This window comes from Thalassoglobus sp. JC818, from assembly GCF_040717535.1.
Classification (GTDB): Bacteria; Planctomycetota; Planctomycetia; order Planctomycetales; family Planctomycetaceae; genus Thalassoglobus.
Genome location: NZ_JBFEFI010000004.1, coordinates 532,258 through 555,902 on the forward strand (window position 1 = coordinate 532,258; position 23,645 = coordinate 555,902).

Consider the following 23,645-nt stretch of genomic DNA (forward strand, 5'->3'; position numbering starts at 1 on the left):
CTCTATCCCGGCTGATTTCAACAAACTTTTTTGCGATTGAGCCCATTGAACGGACGCAATTCTTAGCGAGCTTCTTCCCTCCGCTCGCAAGGACAGGAATGGATTCAACGACGGTCATCCTGCCTGCAACTTGATCCGCAAATCTCCTGTCAGCTTAACGAATACGTCAACGCAAACAAGGCGTTGATCGAATCGACCAACGCCTTGTTTGTTCACATCAACTTGTCCAGATCGCTTAGTCTTCTGGAGACAGATCTGTGAACGACGGAACATCGCCGAACGCAGGTGGAGCAGGTGGCTGATCCACCAACCCGAGATCCTGTGCCAGCTGATCGCTCTCGCTCAACATCTCGCGACGGGCTGCGAGAATTCGAGCGTGTTCGTCACGCAGTTCTTGCTGAGCTTCCGGGCGAATTCGAACGGTCGAGTCCTGATGCATTTTGAAACCTGTTCCTGCTGGAATCAGGTGTCCCAAAATGACGTTCTCTTTGAGACCAACCAGACCGTCTGACTTTCCAGCGAGAGCCGCTTCGGTCAACACCTTGGTCGTTTCCTGGAAACTCGCAGCGGAGATGAAACTCTCACTTTGGACAGCTGCTTTGGTAATTCCGAGCAGCTGCGTGCTGGCGCTCGCAGGTCGCGGAGTCGTAAACTCGATGAGCTCTTCTCCAGCTGCTTCGAGGTGCTCGTTGACCTCTTCCACCGTTTCGAGTGGAACGACGTCTCCGACAACGAACTCAGTCGCACCGGCACTGACGATTCGAACACAGTTCATCAGAGCGCGGTTGACGCGGCGGAATTCCCACTTGTCGACCACGACACCCGGCAGCAAGTCGGTATCACCAACGTCGTCGATTCGGACTTTTCGAAGCATCTGAGAAACAACAAGCTCGATGTGCTTGTCATCGATTCCCACACGCTGTGCACGGTACACGTTCTGAATTTCGTGCAGCAGATACTGATGAACCGCTTCTTCACCACTGACACGCAGAATGTCGTGCGGCACAAGTGGACCACGAACCAGAGCGTCCCCGGCAGTGACCAAATCACCGGTGTGAACAAGAAGGGCCTTACCGTGAGGAATCACGTGTTCCACATCGGTTCCATCTTCACCGTGCACAACGATGACTCTCTTGCCACGTTTTCGCTCGGCAATCAGTTCGACTTCCCCGCTGATCTCCGCCACGACGGCAGGATCTTTCGGCTTTCGAGCTTCGAAGAGTTCGGTGACACGAGGCAGACCCCCGGTGATGTCCTGTGTTCCGGACGCTTCACGAGGCTGCTTTGCCAGCACTGCACCAGCAGAGACTTGAGCACCTTCCTTCACTTCGATATTCGCACGTTCTGGAACGTAGTAGTAATCCAGAATCTTCCCGGTGCTGTCTTCAAGGATGATCTGCGGATGCAAGTCGCCCTTGTGTTCAATCACGGTCGTACGAATGTGTCCGCTCACGTCTTTCTCAGAGCGAATCGATCGCCCCTCGATCAGATCTTCAAAGCGAACACGTCCACCAACTTCCGCCAGAATTGGAACCGAGTGCGGATCCCATTCACACAGAACCTGGCCTTCTTTGACTTCTTCGTCTTCTTTGACCTTTAAGTACGCACCGGCTGGAATGTTGTATTTTTCCAGTTCTCGATCTTTCGGGTCGATGATGATGATTTCACCCTGACGAGCAAGAACGATGTTCTGCCCTTCAGTGTTGACCACGCTTCGAACTCGAGCGAATTTGACACGACCAGCTTTCTTGGTCTTCAAATCGCTTTCTTCCAGTTCTTTTGATGCCACACCACCGATGTGGAACGTTCGCATCGTCAGCTGCGTTCCAGGCTCACCGATACTTTGGGCAGCGATGATCCCGGTCGCCAGACCTTCTTCGACGAGTTGCCCGGTCGAAAGGTCCATCCCGTAGCAGTTCTGGCAGATCCCCAGCTCTGCTTCGCAGGCCATCGGACTTCGAACCTGAATTCGCTCGAGACCCATGTCTTCGATTCGACGGGCAATATCGACAGTAATCAGCTCACCTTCGCGAACGATCACTTCGTCCGTGATCGGGTCGACGATGTTGGTTCGACTGACGCGACCTCGAATCGCCTCTGCCAAACTCACTTCGACCTTCTCACCGCGGTACAGAACTCCGCGAGTCACACCCTTGGTCGTTCCGCAATCGCGTTCAGTGACGACGAGGTTTTGACAGATATCTGCCAGTTTTCGTGTCAGGTAACCGGAGTCGGCAGTCTTCAACGCCGTATCGGCCAGACCTTTTCGAGCACCGTGCGTTGACGAGAAGTACTCAAGTACCGTCAAACCTTCACGGAAGTTCGATTTGATCGGGGTCTCGATGATCTCACCACTTGGCTTGGCCATCAGACCACGCATTCCGGACAGCTGGCGAATCTGTTCAATCCCCCCTCGAGCACCGGAATCTGCCATGAGATAAATCGGATTCACATAAGCCCCGTCTTCTCGAACGTCGTGTTCGAGCCGAGTCTTCATCGCTTCGGTAATCTCTTCCCGAGCGTGCGTCCAAATATCGATGACCTTGTTGTAACGTTCCTGACCGGTAATCACACCGCGGTCATACAGCTTCTGCTGCTTAAGAACTTCACCTTCACCCTTCAGAATCACCTCTTCTTTGTTCGGTGCAACGACAAGGTCGGTTGTTCCGAACGAAAGGCCAGAGCGTGTTGATTCTGTGAAGCCGATCTTCTTCATGTTGTCGAGAAGATCGATGGTCTCGCGTTGACCAACTTCGAGATAGCAGTCCGAAATGACGTTCGACAGGTCTTTGCTTGTCAACGTCTTGTTATAGAACGCCATCCGCGTCGGGAGGGTATCATTGAAGATAACACGACCGGGCGATGTCTCGATCAGGCCACCAGCTTTGAAGTTCTCAGCCCCTTCCCCTTTGACGCGCTTATCTTTCGGAAGTCGAACTTTCACGGCAGCGTGACGCTCAACAACTCCCAGCTGATACGCGGTAATACACTCGTCCGGAGAACCGAAGACGAGCCCTTCTCCTTCACGTCCCGGTCGTTTCAGGGTGCAGTAGTAGCAACCCATCACGATGTCCTGTGAAGGTGAAATAATCGGAGCACCGTTCGACGGACTGAAGATGTTGTTCGTCGACATCATCAACGTCGTCGCTTCAACCTGTGCTTCAATCGACAACGGCAAGTGAACCGCCATCTGATCGCCATCGAAGTCGGCGTTGAACCCTTTACAGACGAGTGGGTGAACGCGGATCGCGTGACCTTCGACGAGAACCGGCTCAAACGCCTGAATTCCCATTCGGTGCAGAGTTGGAGCACGATTCAACAGCACGGGATGATTCGTGATCACCTCGTCGAGAATATCCCAGACTTCTTCATCACGTCGTTCCAGCATTCGCTTCGCCGACTTGATCGTATCCGCATGACCAAGTTCCTTGAGCCGACGGATGATGAACGGCTGGAACAATTCCAGAGCGATCTTCTTAGGCAGACCACACTGGTGCAGTCTCAACTCCGGACCGACCACAATGACCGAACGTGCTGAGTAGTCGACACGTTTTCCGAGCAGGTTTTCTCGGAATCGTCCCTGCTTACCTTTGATCATGTCGGTCAACGACTTGAGCGGTCGATTCGACGAACCCAAGACGGGACGTTTACAGCGTCCGTTGTCGAACAGAGCATCGACAGACTGCTGCAACATCCGCTTTTCGTTTTTGACAATCACTTCCGGAGCATTGAGATCGACGAGCTTCTTCAGTCGATTGTTCCGGTTGATGATTCGACGATACAGATCGTTCAAGTCACTGGTCGCGAAGTTTCCGGACTCCAGCATGACCAGCGGACGCAGATCCGGCGGAATCACAGGAATACAGTGCAGGACCATCCATTCAGGGCGGTTGTCACTGTCACGCAATGCTTCGATGACCTTCAATCGTTTGATCAGGTCACGAGCTTTCTGCTGACTTCCGGTTTCACGCAGTTCTTGACGCAGCTTGACGGACTCGTCAACAAGATTGACATCGGTCAGCAGGGAGAAGATCGCCTCCGCACCCATCTCAATTTTGAATTCACCGTCGCCATATTTTTCCTTGGCGTCCTTCGCTTCATCTTCAGTAAGAAGCTGACATTTACGAAGCGGAGTGTCACCAGGATCGGTAACAACGTATTCCTGGAAGTAGATCACCTTTTCGAGGCTGGTAGTCTTCATCGAGAGCATCGCGCCCAGGCGGCTCGGCATACTCTTGAAGAACCAGATGTGCACGACTGGCGCAGCGAGTTCGATATGCCCCATTCGCTTTCGACGCACGCGGGAATGTGTGACCTTCACTCCACAACGGTCACAGATCATCCCCTTGTATTTCATGCCGCGATATTTTCCGCAGGCACATTCCCAGTCCTTTTCAGGTCCGAAAATTCGCTCGCAGAACAAACCGTCGCGCTCAGGACGATAGGTTCGATAGTTAATCGTTTCCGGTTTTTTGACTTCACCGAAAGACCAGCTACGAATGTCATGCGGACTCGCCAAGCTAATCTTGACGGCTCCGTAATCGTTAACGCGATCGTAAGCACCTTCTCCAACGCTCACTGGGAACTCCCCTGTTGAAGTGAATGAGTTGTCTTCTAAGTTGAATCTGCAGCCGAAACCGGCACTCTAATTGGATGCCCGGCTCACGAATGAGCTTTCTCAAGTTGCATGTTCAAGCAGAGGCCCCGGATTTCGTTGTTGAGCACGTCGAAGCTGGCAGGTGTGCCTGCTTCAAGAGTGTTCTCACCCTTAACCATCGATTCATAGATTTTCGTACGACCTTCGACATCATCACTCTTCACGGTGAGCAGTTCCTGAAGAATGAATGCCGCCCCGTAAGCTTCCAAAGCCCAAACTTCCATCTCTCCAAATCGCTGTCCACCGAACCGGGCTTTTCCGCCAAGTGGCTGCTGAGTGATCAGAGAGTAAGGACCGGTAGCACGTGCGTGAACTTTGTCATCGACGAGGTGGTGAAGCTTGAGCATGTAGATGTGACCGACGGTCGTCTTCTGCTCCATTCGCTCACCGGTTCGACCATCGAAGAGTCGGACTTTTCCTTCTTCAGGCAGTCCTGCCTCACGAAGACAATCATTAATCTCCTCTTCCGGTGCTCCGTCGAAGACTGGACAAATCGCTCGGAATCCAAGCTTCCCGGCAGCCCATCCCAGGTGGGTCTCGAGAATCTGCCCGACGTTCATACGACTCGGAACCCCCAGTGGGTTAAGAACGATGTCGACGGGAGTTCCATCTTCGAGGTAAGGCATGTCCTCGACAGGCAACACCTTCGAGATCACCCCTTTGTTTCCGTGGCGACCAGCCATCTTGTCACCGACCGAAATCTGTCGCTTCGAAGCGACATAGACTTTGACCATCTGCAAGACACCGTTCGGAAGCTCATCACCCCGCTTCATACTGTTGAGCTTCTGGTCCTGCTCATCAATCGTGTCTTCCACGAACGGCCAGCGTTCGGTCATCAACTTGCGAAGATCCGCTTTCTTCTGCGGGCTGCGGATGTCAAGTTTGTCCTGATGAGTTTCGAAGTCTCGTGCATACTGAGCGAGAAACTTCGCATCCTCGATGGTTCGCAGTTCGCGGCCATCATCGTCAACGAGATGCTTCCCGAGAGACTCTTCGAACTCAACGAGGAACTCTTTGAACTTAGCAGCGATCGCTTCCTGACCTGCCTGCTCAACTTTCTTGACTTCCTGATCGAAGGTCTTTCGATCACCTTCGGAAAGGCTCATGCGACGTGAGAATTTCTCGGTCTGGATGACGATCCCCTCGACACCACTCGGCACTTCGAGAGACTCGTTCTTAACGTCTTCACCAGCTTTACCGAAAATCGCATGCAGCAGCTTCTCTTCCGGTGTGAGCTCTGCTTTCGCTTTCGGAACAACTTTCCCGACGAGAATATCGCCCTGCTTAACGCGGGTTCCGACATGCACGATTCCTTCCTCGGTCAGATGGCGAAGTGCCTTCTCGCTGACGTTTGGAATATCGCGAGTGAACTCTTCACGACCGAGCTTGGTTTCACGAATTTCAACATCGAATTCGTCGATGTGGATCGACGTGTAGACATCGTCTTTCACAAGTCGTTCGGAAAGAATGATCGCATCTTCAAAGTTGAAACCTTCCCACGACATAAACGCGACGAGCACGTTTCGGCCAAGAGCCAGAACGCCGTTTCGTGTCGCAGCAGAGTCACAAAGGATTTCGCCCTTCTTGACTTTCTGACCGACTGACACAATTGGCTTCTGATTGAGGCATGTCCGCTCATTCAATCCGGTGTACTTCCGGAGAGGGAATCGCTTGCCTTCAACTTCAATGACGTTCGCATCGACATAGGTCACTTTGCCGTTTCGATCTGATCGAACAACCATACCTGAGTATCGAGGAACTTCGTCTTCCATCCCCGTTCCGACGAGCGGAGCTTCAGCGATCAGCAACGGAACTGCCTGCCGTTGCATGTTCGAACCCATCAACGCACGGTTCGCATCATCGTGTTCAAGGAACGGAATCAATCCCGCAGAAACTCCAACCATCTGGGCTGGTGCCACGTCGATGTATTCGACTTCGTTGACCGAAATCCAGTGCACGTCGTTGCGGTAACGAGAAAGAACACGCTCATCGAGAATTTTCCCCTTCTCAACGTGCGTATCCGCCGGTGCAACGTGAACGTTCGACTCTTCATCCGCCCGCAACCACTCGATTTCATCGGTGACACGACCTTCAGACACTTTCCGGTACGGAGTGATCAAGAATCCGTAGTCATCCACTTTTGAGTAGATACTCAGACTCGAAATCAAACCAATGTTCGTACCTTCAGGAGTCTCAATCGGGCAAATGCGACCGTAGTGAGAAATGTGAACGTCGCGAACCTCGAAACCGGCTCGCTTTCGGTTCAAACCACCTGGACCCAACGCACTCAATCGACGCTCGTGTGTCAGCATCGACAACGGATTCGTCTGGTCCACCACCTGAGAGAGTTCACTTCGTCCGAAGAAGTACTCGATCGCAGCAGAGACACTCTTTGGATTCACCAATGTCCGAGGAGTCATCTCCTCGACATCTTTCAAGCTCATGCGTTCCTGAACGGTTCGGCGAAGCTTCAAAAATCCTTTTCGGATTTCGTCCATTCCCAACTCATCGATCGTACGCAGACGACGATTCCCGAGATTGTCGATGTCGTCGACGTATGCCGAATCATCATCGCATCGCAATCGGACCAGATACCGAATCGCATTGACCATATCCTCCGACTTCAGAGTCATCTCATCATCGGGGATGTCCTGATCGAATTTTCGATTGATACGGAAACGTCCCACGCGGCCGAGGCGGTAACGATTCACATCGTAAAATTTCTCAGCGAAGAGATCCCGAGCCTTCTCCAGTGAAGGCGGAGTCCCTGGTCGAAGCCGCTGATAGATCTTCAGCAACGCTTCTTCATGACTCAATGTTGGATCTTCAGCCACGCTGTCGAGAATCAGCGTGTCCATCACTTCGTCAACAACCTGAACTTCTTTGATCTGAGCTTCAGAGATCTCAGCTGCCTGTGTCGCCGAAATCACGTTGCAACATTCAACAATGATTTCCCCAGCTCGTTCGCCAGTTGGATAGACGATATCTTCCGCAGCGTACTTCCCAGCGAGATCGGACCCATCTTTGCCGACCTTTGCTCCCTTCACGTTGTAGAAGAGCTTCAACAGAGATGTGTCATCACTAAAGTTTTCGTCCATCGCTCGCAGCAGAGTCATTGCCGAAAAACGGCCACTCTGATCGATACGAACGCCCAAGGTTTCCTTCTTGGAAACCATGAACTCGATCCAGCTTCCTCGTTCAGGAATCACACGGCACGAGTATTCCTTACGCTCACCCGGCTCATTCGACATCACAAAGTCGACACCAGGCGACCGGTGCAGCTGGCTCACGATCACTCGCTCTGCACCATTGATGATGAACTCGCCACCACCGACCATGATCGGCATGTCACCGAGGTAAACTTCTTCCTCAATCGGCTGCTCTTTAACCAGACGCAGCGTCACGCGGAATGGCCGACCATAAGTCATTCGCAGCTGTCGGCACTCAACCGGGGTGTAACGAGGTTTGCCCAGTTCGTATCGAACATACTCGAGACGATACTGGCCATCGTAGCTCTCGACCGGAAAGACCTCTCGCAGAATCTCTTCCAGACCTTCGTCGCGACGCTCTTCGGGCTTCCGGTCCAGTTGTAGAAATCGTGCGTACGATTCCGTTTGAATTCGTGTCAGATCAGAAAGCTCATGATGAGCCTCAATCTTTCCGAAATTTCGAACAGAGTCTGTCGCAATGATTCGTTGATGGGGAATTGGCATTCGTCGGATTCTCAGCAAGCGATGACAAACAATGAACGTATTCAACAGACCGAGACCTACACGGCTTCTCGATCCTTCTTCAGCAAGAAAGCCTTCAGCAGGCAGACAACCGTTTTGAAGCTGAAAGCAAACAGCCCCTGGAGCTCAGTAATCGCATCCTCAAAGAGCCCAACCGTCCGGCCACGCAGGCTCCCAGAGGTTGATCCAATAATCTTGAACAGCATGGGGACGTCCGTGAGTGCAACATCTTGTGCCTTACTCTGCTCCAGTGTTCGAAAATTCGCAGATGGAGATGCTTCACGAGTTGTCTCTCAGCCCGACAACACACTTTTCCACGCACACCAACCTCGAAAAGATGGTCGCGTAATGCGCACCTCAAGCGTACCAAGGACCAAATCAGCGTCCTCAGGCTCAATCGATCGTCCTCGACTACCCGCACAAAATCAGCAATTCCATCTTTCCGAAATCCGGAATTCGGACTAACTTCTGCTGTCGTGGGATCCAATCGAGGCGACTTAGAAACAACGCGCCAGTGTGTCAAATGAAACGTCCTTGGAGATCTCCGTATATCGGCGGCAACTGTAAAGTTACCGATTCCGGCGCATAATGCAACCGTGTGGCACGCAGAATGCTTGACCACAAAACAAAAATAACGGCATAGCATCATCCTGCCATGCCGTTATCGTCCGATATTTCGGTTACTTCAACTCAGCAGAACCGCCAGCGCCTTCGATCTCTTTGACGATCTTTTCGGCTTCTTCTTTTGGCACAGCTTCTTTGAGTGGCTTTGGAGCACCTTCGACCAATTCCTTGGCTTCTTTCAAACCCAGGCCGGTGATGCTTCGGACGACTTTGATCACGTTGATCTTTGCATCGCCGAATCCGGTCAGAATCACGTCGAAGTCGGTCTTTTCTTCAGCAGCAGCGGCACCTTCGCCACCACCAGCTGCAGGACCAGCTGCCATGACGACACCGCCACCAGCAGGCTCAATGCCGTGAACTTCTTTGATGTAGTCGGACAAAGCCTTCGCTTGAAGAAGCGTCAACCCAACGAGTTGATCGCCGAGGCTTTTTGTTTCGTCGTCGAATTCTTTTGCTGGTGCTTCTGGGGCTTCAGCTGACATCACAATTCTCCAGTGTCAAATGCCGGCGTGCGTAGACACGTCGCACCGGCTCGGTAGAGTGAAAATTTCGTCCGTGGAAATCTGCCTGATTCCGGAGAGCTTTCCGCTCGAACTGTCAAAGGCAAATGCTTCCCACAAACTCAACAAATCTCGGCCTCACTCGGCCGAACCGGGACGCTACGCCGCGTCGCCGCCTTCGTCTTCGTTGTCTTCTTTGTCTGCAATCGCTTTCAATTGACCTGCCAGAGTCCCCCCTGGTCCAAGTAGTGCACCACTCAATGTTGCACCTGGGCTCAAAACCAGCCCAACAATCTGACCGATCAACTCTGTTCGGCTCGGTCCCTTGCTGATGTCAGTCACACCTTCAGAGTTCACACCCTGACCATCGACTGCGCCACCTTTGATCTCGAGATCGTCCATCTTCTTGGCCCAATCGGCCATTTCTCGAGACAGACCGACAATGTCTTCACCACCCCACGCAATCGCGGAAGGCCCGGACAGTGTTTCATCGAGGGTATCCATTCCGGACCCGCGAAGCACGACTCTCAACAGAGAGTTCTTCACACCCAGAATTGTGATCCCCTTTTTCTCAAGCTCCATACGCAAATTGTTGTTCGCAACCGCGTCGAGCTTGGAAATGTCCAACACCAGAAAATCTTTACGATCACCCAGGCGGTCCTGGAGATCATCGATCATCATCTTTTTGACTACTTTACTCATCAGACTTTTCCACTCTCGCCGCAGTAATGCAGCTGTAGTTCAATTGATTGACCCTAAACTCTCAACCGGATCAACCAGCCATCTGCGTTGGACTCACCTGCACACCCGGTGTCTGTGTCGCTGACACAGTCACAGAACGCATGTAAACACCCTTCGATGCCTGCGGCTTCAGTTGCTCAATCAACTTCAGCAGAGCATCAATGTTCTCAACAAGCTGATTGCTGTCGAAGGAAAGCTTCCCGACGAGGCAGTGAACATTCCCAGCGTCATCAACGCGGAATTCAACTTTTCCAGCTTTGTATTCTTTAACTGCGGTTGCGACATCCTGAGTCACAGTCCCCGCTTTTGGCGACGGCATCAAACCTCGCGGACCGAGCACACGACCGAGCGGTCCAACCACACCCATCATGTCTGGTGTTGCAATCGCAACATCGAAATCGAGCCAACCGCCAACGATCTTGTCAGCCAACTCTTTGCCACCAGCGTGATCCGCTCCCGCAGCGAGAGCTTTCTCAACATTCTGATCTTTACAGAAAACAAGAACTCGCTGAGACTTACCAATCCCGTGAGGCAAAACAATCGACCCACGCACGATTTGGTCGGCGTGTTTTGGATCGACACCCAGTCGAACGGCCAGCTCAACCGACTGATCCGACTTGCTTGGTTCAACACCTTTTGGAAGTTTTGATTCCAAACCCTTCAGTGCGTCAACTGCTTCAGAAACAGAAACCGCTCCCAGCCCAGAAAGAGCTTCTCGATACGCTCGTTGACGCTTCGACACTTTTGACATGACTGTACTCTTCTTTCGCTGCCTTCTGCAGACTGCTTCTAAACTGCTGACTTAGCTTAAAACCGACCAAGCACGCCAACGTAGTGCGACACACAACAAACTTGGAACTTCAGCCCGCAGACAACGAGCAACTCCGGGAAACTATCACCAACCTCTTCGCGACCTACTCACGAAGAACTGGCAACTAGTCGACGACTTGAATCCCCATACTTCGAGCAGTCCCTGCGATGATCCTCGCTGCATTATCGATATTCGACGCATTGAGATCGGCCAACTTCACCTGTGCAATCTCTTTGAGCTGCGCCTGTGTGACGGTCCCAACTTTGTCTTTCAAAGGATTCGAAGCTCCTTTGGCGACCTGAGCAGCTTGCTTCAGGAGAACAGCAGCCGGCGGGCTCTTGATAATAAAGGTGAACGAGCGATCATTGAACACTGAGATCACGACAGGGAGGGTTGTCCCCATCATCTCACGAGTCTGATCATTGAACTGCTGAACGAACTGCCCGATGTTGACACCGTGCGGTCCGAGAGCCGTACCCACAGGAGGAGCGGGAGTTGCCTGCCCACCTGTCACCTGAACCTTAATTTCCGCTACTAACTGCTTGGCCATTCCCAGCCTCATCCCTCATGACATCTAAGTCATTCAAAACCGTCATCGCCAATTAACCACACACTGAGTCACTCTGCGAGTCCAGAGCGGAGAGCCTTTCTGGCGAATCAGGCCTTCTCAACCTGCCAGTGTTCCAATTCGACCTCGGTTGGCCGACCGAAGATCTCAATAATCACTTTCACTTTGCCTGTCGCATCATCCATGCTGTCGATGACACCTTCGAACTCAGCGAAGGCACCTTCTTTGACCTTCACCTGATCACCGACAGTCACATCGAACTTCACAACAGGTCGAGGAGCTGCTTCCTTCTCCTCTTCCGCGGCAACATCCTGTCCCAACCAACGGCGTACCTCTTCATCTTCCATCGGAATCGGCTTGCCTGCCGCCCCGGTGAAGTCTCCCACGCCGCTTGTCGACCGCACGAGATGCCAACTTTCGTCGGTCATCTCCATCTCAATCATCATATAACCAGGCAGCAACTTCTGCTCACGAACGCGTCGTCCGCCACCTTTTGTCTCGACCACCTTTTCGGTCGGAATGAAGACTTCACCGAAGTGCTCTTCCATCCCTTCCATTTTGATTCGACGCAAAATCGAATCGCGAATGGATCGCTCCCGATTACTCTGCACCTTCAGCACAAACCATTTCCGTTCATTGCCGGAACCAGCCTGCTGTGCATCGTCAGAGTTCGTTTCTTCCTTATCCATGGCGAGCCACGCATCTTGATCGATCGCAGTGTGAAATTCAAGCGAACGAGTTGACAATTCTATTTTCGATTCACCCGACCGATTTGGAACAGGCGACACACCGGACGGCACTAATCAAGCGTGTCCAAATCGAGGAACCCGACAAGACCGAACAACTGTTGCCAGAGGAAGTCTGCGAGGTACAAATAAGCCCCCATTGCAAACATCACAACCAGCACAACAACCGTCGCACGCTTCAAGTAATCCCAGTCCGCCCAGGAAACTTTGTCGAGTTCTGCCTCAACTGAAATCAGAAAGTTGGCAAACGGTGGCCAGTTCACCAACCGATAAGCAAACCACAATCCAGCAATTCCGACCGTCAACGGGACGAACAACGCAACAGCTTGCGAAAATTCGGACAGAACTGTCACACGCAACCGCCAGGCGATTGCAACCATGACAATCCCGACAAAGGCTGCCGTCACCTGACGAACAACCCGTCCCTGATTTGGCTTAAACAGCCCTGGCACCAGGAAGTTGCCGAAAAATGTCGTTTCTGTCTTCGCTTTTGCCATCCTGGGCGATCCTTATTCACAAAAACACCACAACACAGAAGCGATCTCCCTGATCACTCACCGGTTGCGCCAAACTCCTGAAACGCTACTGATCGCAGGACACACACAGAACAGTTGGCACCAGCGACCACAATCAAACAAGCCGAAACTTAGCTTGACTGCGCACTCTAGAGGTTCGACAAAACCTCCGCAATCTTAAGACCGCCGACGCACTCTCTGGCAGAATAGTAAGGATCACCAGAGAGACTGAAACACGGGCGGAGAGACTTGAACTCCCAACCTGCGGATTTGGAATCCGCTGCTCTGCCAATTGAGCTACGCCCGTAAACCACGCTACTTTTTGCGAGATTCTTTGTGCAGAGTGTGCTTACGCAACTTTGGACAGAACTTCATCAGTTCTAGCCGCTCTGTTCCGCGCATCTCTTTGATGACGCGATAGTTACGCATTCCCGACTCTGTGCACTCAAGCCACACATATTCCCGGGCCATTTGCCACCTCCAAAAATCGCAGCGATCCGACGACTCGACCGAGGCGTCGGATGCTGACTCAAGAACTCTCTAGCTGATTCTACTCGAGGATCTTGGTGATCACACCAGATCCAACAGTCCGGCCACCTTCACGAATCGCGAAGCGGCTTCCGTCATCAAGAGCGACTGGCTTGATCAGCTCAACTTCGAGCTTCACGTTATCGCCAGGCATACACATTTCTGCGTCGCCCAGAAGCTTAACAGCTCCAGTCACGTCGGTTGTACGGAAGTAGAACTGTGGTCGGTAACCACTGAAGAATGGAGTCTTTCGACCACCTTCTTCTTTGCTCAAGACGTAGATCTCAGCTTCGAACTTCGTATGAGGATTGATGGTCTTCGGAGCAGCCAGAACTTGTCCGCGTTCAACATCTTCCTTACGAGTTCCGCGAAGAAGGATACCAACGTTGTCGCCAGCTTTTCCTTCGTCGAGAATCTTGCGGAACATCTCAACACCGGTGACGGTTGTTTCTTGAGTGTCACGCAGTCCGATGATCTGAACCTTTTCGCCAACTTTGACGATTCCGCGTTCAATACGACCGGTTACAACTGTTCCACGACCTTCGATCGAGAAAACGTCTTCGATCGCCATCAGGAACGGCTTATCAGCTTCACGAGCTGGTTCTGGAATGTCCGCATCGAGAGCGTTCATCAGCTCGCCGATACAAGCATTCTTGTCAGCGTTACCTGGATCATCGAGAGCTGGCTTCGCTGAACCACGCACGATTGTGACGTCGTCGCCTGGGAAGTCGTAAGTGTTCAGCAAATCGCGAACTTCCATCTCGACGAGCTCAAGAAGCTCTTCGTCGTCGACGAGGTCGCACTTGTTCAGGAACACGACGAGAGCAGGCACGTCCACCTGGCGAGCCAGCAGAATGTGCTCGCGAGTCTGTGGCATTGGGCCGTCCGCAGCCGAAACCACGAGAATCGCACCATCCATCTGAGCAGCACCTGTGATCATATTCTTGACATAATCCGCGTGACCTGGACAGTCGATGTGTGCGTAGTGACGGTTGTCTGATTCGTATTCAACGTGACTCACAGCAATAGTCACGGTTTTGGTTTCATCGCGAACCGTTCCGCCCTTAGCAACCTCAGAGTAATCAATCGCCTGAGCCAGCCCTTTTGTCGCCTGCACAGCCAGAATCGATGCTGTCAGAGTAGTTTTTCCGTGGTCGATGTGACCGATCGTCCCAACATTGACGTGCGGCTTTGTCCGTTGAAATGTTTCCTTCGCCATGACTAGCGCTCCAAAACTCCGTAAGTTCTCATAAGTGGTACCATGCGACCAACACAGTCGCGAAAGTCAGCTTCGACGCTTGCAGCACGCCTGACTACGTCGACACGGCAAAACCGGGTGGGTGCCGGTAAGCTGCTGGCGGGACTTGAACCCGCGACCTCGTCCTTACCAAGGACGCGCTCTACCAACTGAGCCACAGCAGCATAAACAAAAATCCGTGACGGCAAGCCGAAGCCCACCACTCACGGAAAAGAGCGGGTGAAGGGAATCGAACCCTCACCACCAGCTTGGAAGGCTGGAGCTCTACCATTGAGCTACACCCGCTGACTAGCAATCTGCTGGAATCATGAAAACCGAAGGGCACTCCTGTCAACTCACACAGCACTTCGCGTGTAAATCAGAAAGAAATTCCCACAGCCTGCACAATACGTCGCCGCGAACAATCCACTTCACAACAACAAACTGCCGAAATCCACGACAGCAAAAGCAACCGTATCAACGCCGCACCGCGACAAGACAAACTCGCACACAGCACGACAAACGCATCAAAAACATGGGGGCGGCAGGATTCGAACCTACGAAGGCTAAGCCATCAGATTTACAGTCTGACCCCGTTGGCCGCTTGGGTACACCCCCAAAAGTTTTATGCAAACCAGAGAACTTTCCGTCCCCTCTCTGCAAGAGCTAGCGGAGGGATTCGAACCCACAACCGCCGGTTTACAAAACCGGTGCTCTGCCGTTGAGCTACGCTAGCGGACGACCGGGTTGCAAGCCGCGAAGTATAGCGGTGACTCTTCCGCGTGCAAGGACTAATCTCATCAGTGCTTACGGAGTTCCGGCGAACCGCGATTTATAGCGAGGTCGTTGCGATGCTTCAAGCCGTCTTGCCACTTGAATTGCAAGCAATCATGAACATTTGAGAATCGCCAACCAGCCTCACTTTGAAAACGACAAAAATCGCCTGATCCATCAGCTCCGCGATGACTCTGCTCAGGAGAGATGGGAGCAGTAAACCGCTTTCGAAGTGCCTCCATTCAGCGACTGAACGAACAAGTTTGCAAGCCGATCATTGAAGAGACCGACGCAGTCACGAGAGGTTCGGGCTTTCTTCAGCGAGAAGCGCTTTCACTCCCAGCCCGTAAAACGTGTATTCAACATCGGCAGACTCATCCCAGGTCGCTGCGCGATATCCCCCGGTCGGAAATTCAAGTTGCGTTTCGAGAAGCTCACGTAACTCTGCCTGATTGAGCAATTCACCCAACCGGAGATCCTGAACGGTCAACAACCCAGTAAACGTCGACAAACTATCGGTAAACGGGACTCGAGAATTGGCCTGAAATCCGCCTTCATCGCCGCGAACATCCCGCAGAAACGCCCGCACGTCGTCGCAAATTTCATCGTCGACGGCATTCAGCTCCTGCAAAATTGCAACTGCAGCTGCGGTTGGATTCGTTCCGCTTCTCCTCATGGGAGCAATTTCAACGAACCCGCCATCATCTCGCTGGCGGTCATACAAAAACTGAATCAAAGCATTCGGCCGAGGAACTTCGCGCCCCAAGAGTTGATAGGTAAGCAGAACCAGAAAGGAGTGATAAGTACTGCCAGAAGAGCCTTCGACTGACTTCGCATACCCGCCGTCGCTTGTTCGCACTTCTTCCAATCGAGCCGAGACTAGATCCGGAAAGTCAGCCCCCAGTTCTTCGAGCAGGTCCTGCCCCGTGGCAACCTGCACTGCAAGTGCGGTGGAAAGCCAGTTCATCAGGTCGATGACCCCCAATCGCAAGGGATCATGCTGCGAGAGAAAACTCGCCACGGAGTTCGTGACGTCCGTTGACATTTCACCCAGCATGACCAGTGCACGAACAGCAAAGCTGGTGTAATAGAGGTCAGAATCTCCTTCACGCCCTGCAAACCCTCCATCGCTTTTTTGAAAGCCGAGGACGAAGCCCGCGTGACGCGACCGCCATTCCGGAGTCGTTTCGGAGAGACCTTCCGCCAAACGATTTCCGAGACGAATCAGATAAGGAGTACGCGACATCTCAGAATGACTTATTTTGCGACGGAGTCGACCGAACTGGAATGCGCTGGATACCCGAGTGCATTGGCAATTCGCACCGAACCTTGAGGAAGCCAAAGCAAACCGCGTTGCAAGACTAGCAGACCTGCGATCGCTCCGAACCCGTCAGAAACCCAGTCGAAAAAATCAGGTTGTCGCCCGACTGGTCCTTGCAGAATCTCGTCAATGGCGGCGAATAGCAGCAGCCCAAACGCCAGAGAAACCACCGGAAGCCGCAGCTGATGCCGCTCCAGGAAGACCATTCCACTGAGCACAGCGAGGACGAAGTAAGCCCCGAAATGCAACAACTTGTCATAGGAACTTGTCACGCCTTCGAACCCTTCGGGAACAGGTGTGTGAGTGAAAAAGAAAAGCGTCGCTGCATAACACAGCCAGACGATGCGAATCCCCCAAACCGCTTGGGAAGGGCTCTCCAGATTGTCTGACACACGACGCATTTTCACTTCCAAATCGAGTTCCTGAAGGGAAACTTCTTACTGGTCGAGCTTACGGCTCAGGATAAGGGTTTGCCAGCTGGAATTCCGGATGATTCTTCAGATACTCGTTCACGCGATCGACTCGCGAAAACGCGACTGGCAAGAATTCCAAGGCTTTCGCCAAGCGGTCATTCGGTTCCGCACAGCTAAATCGCAAGAACCCGTGACCAGCCTCGCCAAAACATTCTCCGCCGAGACAGGCGACACCGAACTCATCATCCGCAGCTTCCAGAAGATAGAGCGCCAATCCATGACTGGTGATTTTTAAGCGGTTACAAATGGGAGCCACGTTCGGAAAGACATAGAATGTGGCTGTCGGATCGAGTGTGTGGATTCCATCAATTTCATTGAGCCCACGAGCCAGCAGCTGAACCTTCTCCTGAAATTTCGCCATTTGAGCATCGCGTTCTGCGTGATCAGACTGCAAAGCGTGCATCCCGGCGATCTGCACAATCGGTGGTGTACACGACAGAGTAGTGTTGATCATCTTGGCAATTGAGGTCGCGATCGGTTGTGCCGTCACGGCAAATCCCAACCTCCAGCCGCTCATGCTGTACGACTTGCTGAAGGTGTAAGCTGCAACACACTGGTCCATCATGCCGGGATATTCAAGAATCGACCGATGTCGTCCTCGCCAGACCATGTGACAATAGGGCTCATCGCTGAAAACCGCGATATCTTTGCCGCGAATCATATCGGCGAGGCCGGAAAGATCCTCATCCGTCGCAACCCCTCCAGTCGGATTGTGAGGCGTATTCAAGAAGATTGCTCTCGGGCTGGGAGAGTCAGATAGAAAGCGTTCGACGTCCTTGAGATTCGGACGGAATTCGTTCGACTGCTCGAGACTGCTGAAGACTGGCTTCGCTCCCCGACGGAGGATGTTGGGCAAATACGTCGGGAAATACGGGCTGAAGACGAGAACTTCATCTCCCGGATTCAGAAATGCTTCGCAGAAAAACTGCTCGAAGACTTTGGCCCCCGGCCCGACAACGACGTTCTCGGCAGTCGCGGGAATCTGAAATTCCGACTTCACAAACTCAGCCGCAGCAGATCTAAACTCAGGCAAGCCAGGCGAGGGACAGTAATGCGTCTGATTCGATTCAATCGCAGAAACACCAAATCGCTTAGCGGAAGAAGTACTCTCGAAAGGACTGTCGCCAATCTCCAGCTCCACAACATCCTTCCCAGTTGCCTTCAATTGCTTGGCGACCGCCAGGACGGTGAAGGCTGTCTCGACAGTGAGGGATTTGGCAAATTCGCTAAGTTGAACTGTCACCGATATTTGTTCCTGCTGAGGCGAGCATCTCGTTGTTTTTCGACGGTCCTATTCGAGCACCAGACACCCTGCGAGTCAACTGCGCGAGGGTGGCTGTGCGATCAGCATGTTTGAATAAGTCCGGCAAGGTTTTCAAAATTCTTCTTCGCTTGGACTCCAGCAGGCGGAAGCCGATCACTATCATTCGATGACACATCGTCCCGAGGTGCGCTCTCGGAGAAGGTGCGCCTGAACGGCGAAATCAGTTTCATCCAGAATGTGGTCGTAGTTTGCAGCATCCCTCCTACCGAGGAATCTGCTCAGTTGTCTAAAGGTCGATGCAGCATGGCTGTTGAAATTCGAGTCCCGTCCGTTGGAGAGTCGATCACCGAGGTCTTCATCGGTGAGTGGTACGTCAAGGAAGGGGACTGGGTCGCCGCCGATCAGGATCTGGTCGGTCTTGAAACGGACAAAGCAACATTTGACGTTCCCTGCCCGGAAGGCGGAACGATTACTTCGATCTCGAAGACCGCAGGCGAAACAGCCGAGATTGACGAAGTCATCGCAATGCTCGAACCGGGTCCCAACCCAAATGGAGCAGGCTCAGAAAGCGATGGCCAGAAGTCGGCGCCCGCCGCACAGGAAGCCTCGAAATCAGCTCCGGCACCGGCGTCTTCTGGATCAGCAGGCGGTCATCCGATGCCAGCTGCGGAACGCCTTGCTGGTGAAAACAACATCATCGTCAGTCAGGTTTCGGGTTCCGGACCGGGCGGACGAATCCTCAAAGAGGATGTTCAACGCGCACTGACGACCGGCCAAACTGCAGATATCTCTGTCGCTGGAGCACGAGACGAACGTCGAGTGCCAATGTCTCCGATGCGACAGACGATCGCTCGACGCCTTGTGGAAGCACAACAGGGAGCTGCCCTGCTGACGACCTTCAACGAATGCGACATGAGCGCGATCAAAGAACTTCGCTCGGAATACCAGGACTACTTCGTCAAGAAGTTCAACATCAAACTCGGGTTTATGTCCTTCTTCGTGAAGGCCACGATCGACGCACTTAATGAATTCCCAGCCCTGGCAGCTCAGGTCGACGGTAACCAATTGATCTACCGCAATTACCATGACATCGGAGTCGCAATCGGGTCCGGAAAAGGCTTGATTGTGCCCGTCATCCGAAGCGCCGAACGTCTCAGCTTCGCAGAGACCGAGCAGTCGATCTCAGACTTTGCTCAACGGGCCAAGCAGAACAAAATCGGCCTCGACGAACTCGAAGGCGGAACATTCACAATCACGAACGGTGGTGTCTATGGATCGTTGCTTTCAACTCCGATTGTGAATCCTCCTCAGTCAGGCGTGCTTGGAATGCACGGCATCGTGGATCGACCAGTCGCAGTCGACGGTCAAGTCGTCATTCGCCCCATGATGTATCTCGCTTTAACGTATGATCATCGCGTCGTAGACGGACGAGAAGCGGTTTCGTTCCTCGTCAGAATCAAGCAGACGATTGAAGACCCAACCCGGTTGCTCCTCGAAGTCTAGAGCAAGTTGCTCTTTCCTGTGCACTCGCTCGCGCTGTTTCACAACTTAAAAGGCTGTGCTTGCTCGTGCGAGATCGTGCACACCAAATCAAAAATGCTCTAAGGACTCTGTCGTCACTGCTCGAACAACGCCCGTTAGACGATTGTTCATTTCAGAGTGAGCCGACGCTCTTGGATCTGAGACCGAGAGTAATAGAAAACCCCGGTGTCGAAACTCGACACCGGGTCGGCCCGCCCCTGTGCTCTGAAAGCTTCAAAGCACACTTTGCCCATATCTTCGAAAAGACGCTTTTCAAACGACTACTGCTCAGAAATCTCTTTAAGAGAGTTTTTGCACCGCGTACGAATGGGCAATCCCGTAACGATGGCTTCGGGACGACCAAACTCGGTGCAATGTGACAGACGCACAGAATGCTCCTGCGGTTCATATTTTCTGGTCAGATTCCTCAGAAACTGCTGGTCAAAGCGTGACCCGTGAAATATGAGTCCGAAACCGTGCTTGTTGAGTGCGGCCTTTCTGACAAAGAACTTGTGCCTTTTCTTTTCCCCCGCTGCAGCTGAGAACGAATTCCATGGAACTTTGGGAAGTCATCATCCTCGGAATCGTGCAGGGCATCGCGGAGTTTCTTCCGATCAGCTCGTCCGGCCATCTCGTGATTCTCGAGTCGCTGCTGGGTGGCGAACTCGAAAACCTCGAATTGAACGTCGCTCTGCATTTCGGGACGTTAATGTCGATTCTGGTTGTCTATCGGAAGGATCTCATTCCGCTGCTTTTTGACATTCCAATGATGTCGAAGATCGTTCTCGCAACGCTCCCCGTTGTTTTCTCTGGGCTGGTTCTGAAGGACCTTTTCACTGCTGCGTCTTCGAGCGCATTTGTCGCGGGAATCGGGCTTCTGATCACGGCTGGTTTGCTGTTGATCACCCCAAAAATTGATCGAGGGACGAAAGGGCTGGAGCAAATGACCAATCGAGATTCGCTCGTGATCGGGCTGTTTCAAGCGGTCGCCCCAATGCCTGGGATTTCTCGCTCGGGAAGCACGATTGTCGGCGGACTTTTGTCTGGAGTGAATCGCGATGCAGCAGCAAGATTCAGCTTCTACATCGCAATCCCTGCTCTGCTCGGAGCGACCGTTCTCACTCTCAAAGACATTCTGGAGGAAGGCACCTCGGGGACTCCGCTCTCAACAATGGCTGCTGGTTGCGTTGCGTCCTTCGTTGTCGGAATCGCTTCCCTGAACGCGCTGCTCAAAATCGTATCGAAGGGCCAAATTGTCTGGTTCGGAGTCTACTGTGCCATCATGGGACTGATCGTCATCGGCTGCTCTTCCGCCGGCTGGCTGTAACTGGTCGACAGTATTCTCGTTGCCGAATACCTTGCAGATCAGAATATGTTTTCCGGTCACAAGTCTCTGGCAGTCACATTGTTGGTGCACAGAACCGAAAGAACTGACTACGAAAAAAGCACGCTCCAAGAGTTCTTGAAGCGTGCTCATGTGAACACAGTGCCGAATTGGTATTCGAATCAGTTCAGCACGGTCAGATTTCCTCTCAAAGCTGCGACATAGTCAAGCGCGATGTTGAGAGCTTCGTTGTTGTAGTAGTTGTCAGGGAAGATCGGTTTTTCGTCTTCGTTGACTTCGACCTCTTCTTCTTCCTCAGCTTCTTCATCCGCTTTGCTGGCAGCTCGATCTGCCGCTCGTTCTTCTCGCACTTTGACTTCATTCAGAGACAAATTCGTTCGATTCTTTTTCTCGATATAACGAGCGATTGAACGTTCGACGCGTTGGAAGTCTTCATCGCCTTTCACGCGCACCTGACTGTTCTGAGCGAGCGCGGAGATCAACGCCGGGTTCACCGAACGTTCTTCGACGTAGTTGGCTGATCGAATTTTGTCGAATGGCAAAGCGTTGTCGAGGAAGGCTTCCCCGAGATCCCAGTGATCAATCAGCGATGGCAGAACGATGTCCGAGCGGACTCCTCGGTTCTGCGTGCTGTCACCTTTTACTCGATAGAACTGCTGAATCGTCAGCTTCAATTTTCCGCGATCATCCGGCCGAGTCAGTCGGAACGGACGCTGAGGAGCGACATCCATCAGATTCTGAACTGTTCCTTTTCCGTGAGTTGTGGTGTCACCGATGATCAATCCGCGGTGATAGTCTTTGATGACTCCCGCGAAAATCTCTGAAGCCGAAGCTGAGAGGCGGTTACACATCACAACAAGTGGGCCAGAGTAGGAGACACCTGAGTCTTCATCTTCCAGCACGCGGATGTATCCGCTTGGCTCTTTGACCTGAACAACCGGGCCACGGTCGATGAAGTGACCGGAGATTTCAATCGCTTCGGTGAGCGATCCGCCCCCGTTGTTTCGCAAGTCGATGATGACAACATCAACCTGTTCACGAGCGAAGACAGACAGAACTCGTTTGACGTCCGCGGAAGCACTTTTGAAGTTGGCCACTCCACCGGAAGCTCCAGCGAAGTCACGATAGAACGAAGGAATGCTGATCACTCCGACGCGACCCGGACGTCCGAGCCGATCTTCGGTGTTGATGATCTCACCTTTGACTTCCGATTCCTTCAGTTCGATCTTCTTACGGGTCAAATCGATGACTCGAATTTTCCCGTCATCGTTGTTCTTGACCTGAAGTCGAACGACAGTTCCGCGTGGTCCTCGAATCATGCGAACGACGTCGCTCAGCTTCATTTCGAAGATGTCGACAATCTCGCCTTCTTCCTGTCCGACGCCGATGATTTTGTCTTTGACTTTCAATCGGCCGTCATCTGAAGCTGCCCCACCGGGAACAATCGAAGCGACAACGGTGTATCCATCGTCTGCCTGAAGAGCAGCACCAATTCCGTCGAGCGACAGTCGCATCTGGATTTCGAAATCTTCCCAGCTTTGTGGTGACATGTAGGAAGAGTGTGGATCAAAGACGGTCGCCAGTGCTGTCAGGTATCGTTCCAGCTGATCGACCATGTCGTATTGAGTGGTGGCCAACAGGCTGTTTCGATATCGCTTGTGGAGGCGTTCTTTCGGATCGAGAGTTTCGGATTCCTCTTCGTCACCGTCTTCTTTCGATTCTTCATCTGCCAGCTTGAACTGGAGAAGTTCGTACTTAACGCGGCGACGCCAACGGTCATCCAATTCATCGGTCGTCTTCGCCCAGGTCAGCTTGTCTTCATCGGTTTCAATTTCTTCATCGATGCTGAAGTCATGATCCTTTTCGACCCACTGATTCGCGACTTCCATCTGACGAGCGAGGCGTTCTTTGTAGGTATTGAAGACTTCGTAAGCGAACTCAACGTTACCCGCTTTGATCTCGTCGTCGAGTGTTGTGCGATGATCCTCGAAATGCTGAATGTCTGATTCGAGGAAATACAGCTTCAGCGGATCGAGATCTTTGATGAAGCGGTCGATGAGCGTTTTGGAAACGTCATCGTTGATCTCCTGACGATTCAGATGATATTTCGGAATCATTTTGGAGACGAGAATCGCGGTCTCAGCATCTGCCGGATCGGCCGAAGAGAGTTGCTGGGCGAAATAGGTAGAAATTCCCAAAACGACCATTGCGAGTGCGGTAAAGCGTCTGATCCGTGCAGCGTCTGTCCAAGCCATTCTTTTTGCCTACACAAAGATTACTGAGTCAAAA

The 23,645-nt window shown here is 52.5% G+C and carries 17 protein-coding genes and 5 tRNA genes; 2 read left to right on the forward strand and 20 right to left on the reverse strand.

Annotation, left to right across the window (positions count from 1 at the left end; all coding sequences use genetic code 11):
- Positions 1-235 precede the first annotated feature (235 nt).
- From rpoC to AB1L42_RS13245, 19 genes are all read right to left on the reverse strand, one after another.
- Positions 236-4,579, reverse strand: a complete 4,344-nt coding sequence (gene rpoC / locus AB1L42_RS13155) for a DNA-directed RNA polymerase subunit beta' (protein WP_367056055.1) — start codon at positions 4,577-4,579, stop codon at positions 236-238.
- An 83-nt stretch (positions 4,580-4,662) separates the two neighbouring features.
- Positions 4,663-8,370, reverse strand: coding sequence for a DNA-directed RNA polymerase subunit beta (gene rpoB, locus AB1L42_RS13160; RefSeq protein ID WP_367056058.1), 3,708 nt, complete (start codon positions 8,368-8,370; stop codon positions 4,663-4,665).
- 56 nt (positions 8,371-8,426) lie between these two features.
- Positions 8,427-8,594, reverse strand: coding sequence for a hypothetical protein (locus tag AB1L42_RS13165; RefSeq protein WP_367056061.1), 168 nt, complete (start codon positions 8,592-8,594; stop codon positions 8,427-8,429).
- Between the two features lie 474 nt (positions 8,595-9,068).
- Positions 9,069-9,494 carry a 50S ribosomal protein L7/L12 gene (gene rplL, locus AB1L42_RS13170; protein WP_367056064.1) on the reverse strand — a complete coding sequence of 142 codons (426 nt, stop codon included), beginning with the start codon at positions 9,492-9,494 and terminating at the stop codon, positions 9,069-9,071.
- Positions 9,495-9,671: 177 nt separating this feature from the next.
- Entirely contained in the window at positions 9,672-10,214 is a 543-nt protein-coding gene (gene rplJ, locus AB1L42_RS13175; protein WP_367056067.1) for a 50S ribosomal protein L10, read from the reverse strand.
- A 70-nt stretch (positions 10,215-10,284) separates the two neighbouring features.
- The gene (gene rplA / locus AB1L42_RS13180; RefSeq protein ID WP_367056070.1) at positions 10,285-11,004 is read right to left on the reverse strand and encodes a 50S ribosomal protein L1; all 720 of its coding nucleotides are present in this window, start codon (positions 11,002-11,004) and stop codon (positions 10,285-10,287) included.
- A 184-nt stretch (positions 11,005-11,188) separates the two neighbouring features.
- Positions 11,189-11,614, reverse strand: coding sequence for a 50S ribosomal protein L11 (gene rplK, locus AB1L42_RS13185; protein ID WP_367056073.1), 426 nt, complete (start codon positions 11,612-11,614; stop codon positions 11,189-11,191).
- Positions 11,615-11,721: 107 nt separating this feature from the next.
- Complete coding sequence (gene nusG / locus AB1L42_RS13190) at positions 11,722-12,378, reverse strand: transcription termination/antitermination protein NusG (protein WP_367056076.1); 657 nt, start codon at positions 12,376-12,378, stop codon at positions 11,722-11,724.
- Positions 12,379-12,431: 53 nt separating this feature from the next.
- Entirely contained in the window at positions 12,432-12,875 is a 444-nt protein-coding gene (secE, locus tag AB1L42_RS13195; protein WP_367056079.1) for a preprotein translocase subunit SecE, read from the reverse strand.
- Positions 12,876-13,127: 252 nt separating this feature from the next.
- Positions 13,128-13,200 (reverse strand) — tRNA-Trp (locus AB1L42_RS13200).
- An 8-nt stretch (positions 13,201-13,208) separates the two neighbouring features.
- Positions 13,209-13,364 carry a 50S ribosomal protein L33 gene (gene rpmG, locus AB1L42_RS13205; RefSeq protein ID WP_146508951.1) on the reverse strand — a complete coding sequence of 52 codons (156 nt, stop codon included), beginning with the start codon at positions 13,362-13,364 and terminating at the stop codon, positions 13,209-13,211.
- 79 nt (positions 13,365-13,443) lie between these two features.
- Positions 13,444-14,640 (reverse strand): elongation factor Tu, encoded by a 1,197-nt coding sequence (gene tuf, locus AB1L42_RS13210; RefSeq protein WP_367056084.1) that lies wholly within the window; start codon positions 14,638-14,640, stop codon positions 13,444-13,446.
- A gap of 130 nt (positions 14,641-14,770) precedes the next feature.
- Positions 14,771-14,843 (reverse strand) — tRNA-Thr (locus tag AB1L42_RS13215).
- Between the two features lie 50 nt (positions 14,844-14,893).
- Positions 14,894-14,964, reverse strand: a tRNA-Gly gene (locus tag AB1L42_RS13220).
- Between the two features lie 230 nt (positions 14,965-15,194).
- A tRNA-Tyr gene (locus AB1L42_RS13225) sits at positions 15,195-15,276 on the reverse strand.
- A gap of 46 nt (positions 15,277-15,322) precedes the next feature.
- Positions 15,323-15,394 (reverse strand) — tRNA-Thr (locus tag AB1L42_RS13230).
- Between the two features lie 333 nt (positions 15,395-15,727).
- The gene (locus tag AB1L42_RS13235) at positions 15,728-16,678 is read right to left on the reverse strand and encodes a prenyltransferase/squalene oxidase repeat-containing protein (RefSeq protein ID WP_367056087.1); all 951 of its coding nucleotides are present in this window, start codon (positions 16,676-16,678) and stop codon (positions 15,728-15,730) included.
- A gap of 11 nt (positions 16,679-16,689) precedes the next feature.
- A complete protein-coding gene (locus AB1L42_RS13240) occupies positions 16,690-17,154 on the reverse strand; it encodes a VanZ family protein (RefSeq protein WP_367056090.1) in 465 nt (154 codons plus the stop codon).
- Between the two features lie 49 nt (positions 17,155-17,203).
- Entirely contained in the window at positions 17,204-18,469 is a 1,266-nt protein-coding gene (locus AB1L42_RS13245; protein ID WP_367056093.1) for an aminotransferase class I/II-fold pyridoxal phosphate-dependent enzyme, read from the reverse strand.
- 324 nt (positions 18,470-18,793) lie between these two features.
- Between AB1L42_RS13245 and odhB the strand changes: the two genes are divergently transcribed.
- Together odhB and AB1L42_RS13255 are read left to right on the forward strand one after the other, a co-directional pair.
- Entirely contained in the window at positions 18,794-19,993 is a 1,200-nt protein-coding gene (gene odhB, locus AB1L42_RS13250; protein ID WP_367056096.1) for a 2-oxoglutarate dehydrogenase complex dihydrolipoyllysine-residue succinyltransferase, read from the forward strand.
- Positions 19,994-20,564: 571 nt separating this feature from the next.
- Entirely contained in the window at positions 20,565-21,338 is a 774-nt protein-coding gene (locus AB1L42_RS13255) for an undecaprenyl-diphosphate phosphatase (RefSeq protein WP_367056099.1), read from the forward strand.
- 179 nt (positions 21,339-21,517) lie between these two features.
- Here the strand turns inward: AB1L42_RS13255 and AB1L42_RS13260 are convergent, their stop codons facing one another.
- Complete coding sequence (locus tag AB1L42_RS13260) at positions 21,518-23,611, reverse strand: carboxy terminal-processing peptidase (RefSeq protein ID WP_367056102.1); 2,094 nt, start codon at positions 23,609-23,611, stop codon at positions 21,518-21,520.
- Positions 23,612-23,645 lie beyond the last annotated feature (34 nt).

What these genes read in the sequence shown, in the direction of transcription:
- rpoB (WP_367056058.1), bottom strand. Translation starts at nt 8,370, where the DNA reads ATGCCAATTCCCCATCAACGAATCATTGCGACAGACTCTGTTCGAAAT.
- AB1L42_RS13165 (WP_367056061.1), bottom strand. Translation starts at nt 8,594, where the DNA reads ATGCTGTTCAAGATTATTGGATCAACCTCTGGGAGCCTGCGTGGCCGG.
- rplL (WP_367056064.1), bottom strand. Translation starts at nt 9,494, where the DNA reads ATGTCAGCTGAAGCCCCAGAAGCACCAGCAAAAGAATTCGACGACGAA.
- rplJ (WP_367056067.1), bottom strand. Translation starts at nt 10,214, where the DNA reads ATGAGTAAAGTAGTCAAAAAGATGATGATCGATGATCTCCAGGACCGC.
- rplA (WP_367056070.1), bottom strand. Translation starts at nt 11,004, where the DNA reads ATGTCAAAAGTGTCGAAGCGTCAACGAGCGTATCGAGAAGCTCTTTCT.
- rplK (WP_367056073.1), bottom strand. Translation starts at nt 11,614, where the DNA reads ATGGCCAAGCAGTTAGTAGCGGAAATTAAGGTTCAGGTGACAGGTGGG.
- secE (WP_367056079.1), bottom strand. Translation starts at nt 12,875, where the DNA reads ATGGCAAAAGCGAAGACAGAAACGACATTTTTCGGCAACTTCCTGGTG.
- rpmG (WP_146508951.1), bottom strand. Translation starts at nt 13,364, where the DNA reads ATGGCCCGGGAATATGTGTGGCTTGAGTGCACAGAGTCGGGAATGCGT.
- tuf (WP_367056084.1), bottom strand. Translation starts at nt 14,640, where the DNA reads ATGGCGAAGGAAACATTTCAACGGACAAAGCCGCACGTCAATGTTGGG.
- AB1L42_RS13235 (WP_367056087.1), bottom strand. Translation starts at nt 16,678, where the DNA reads ATGTCGCGTACTCCTTATCTGATTCGTCTCGGAAATCGTTTGGCGGAA.
- AB1L42_RS13240 (WP_367056090.1), bottom strand. Translation starts at nt 17,154, where the DNA reads ATGCGTCGTGTGTCAGACAATCTGGAGAGCCCTTCCCAAGCGGTTTGG.
- odhB (WP_367056096.1), top strand. Translation starts at nt 18,794, where the DNA reads ATGGCTGTTGAAATTCGAGTCCCGTCCGTTGGAGAGTCGATCACCGAG.
- AB1L42_RS13255 (WP_367056099.1), top strand. Translation starts at nt 20,565, where the DNA reads ATGGAACTTTGGGAAGTCATCATCCTCGGAATCGTGCAGGGCATCGCG.
- AB1L42_RS13260 (WP_367056102.1), bottom strand. Translation starts at nt 23,611, where the DNA reads ATGGCTTGGACAGACGCTGCACGGATCAGACGCTTTACCGCACTCGCA.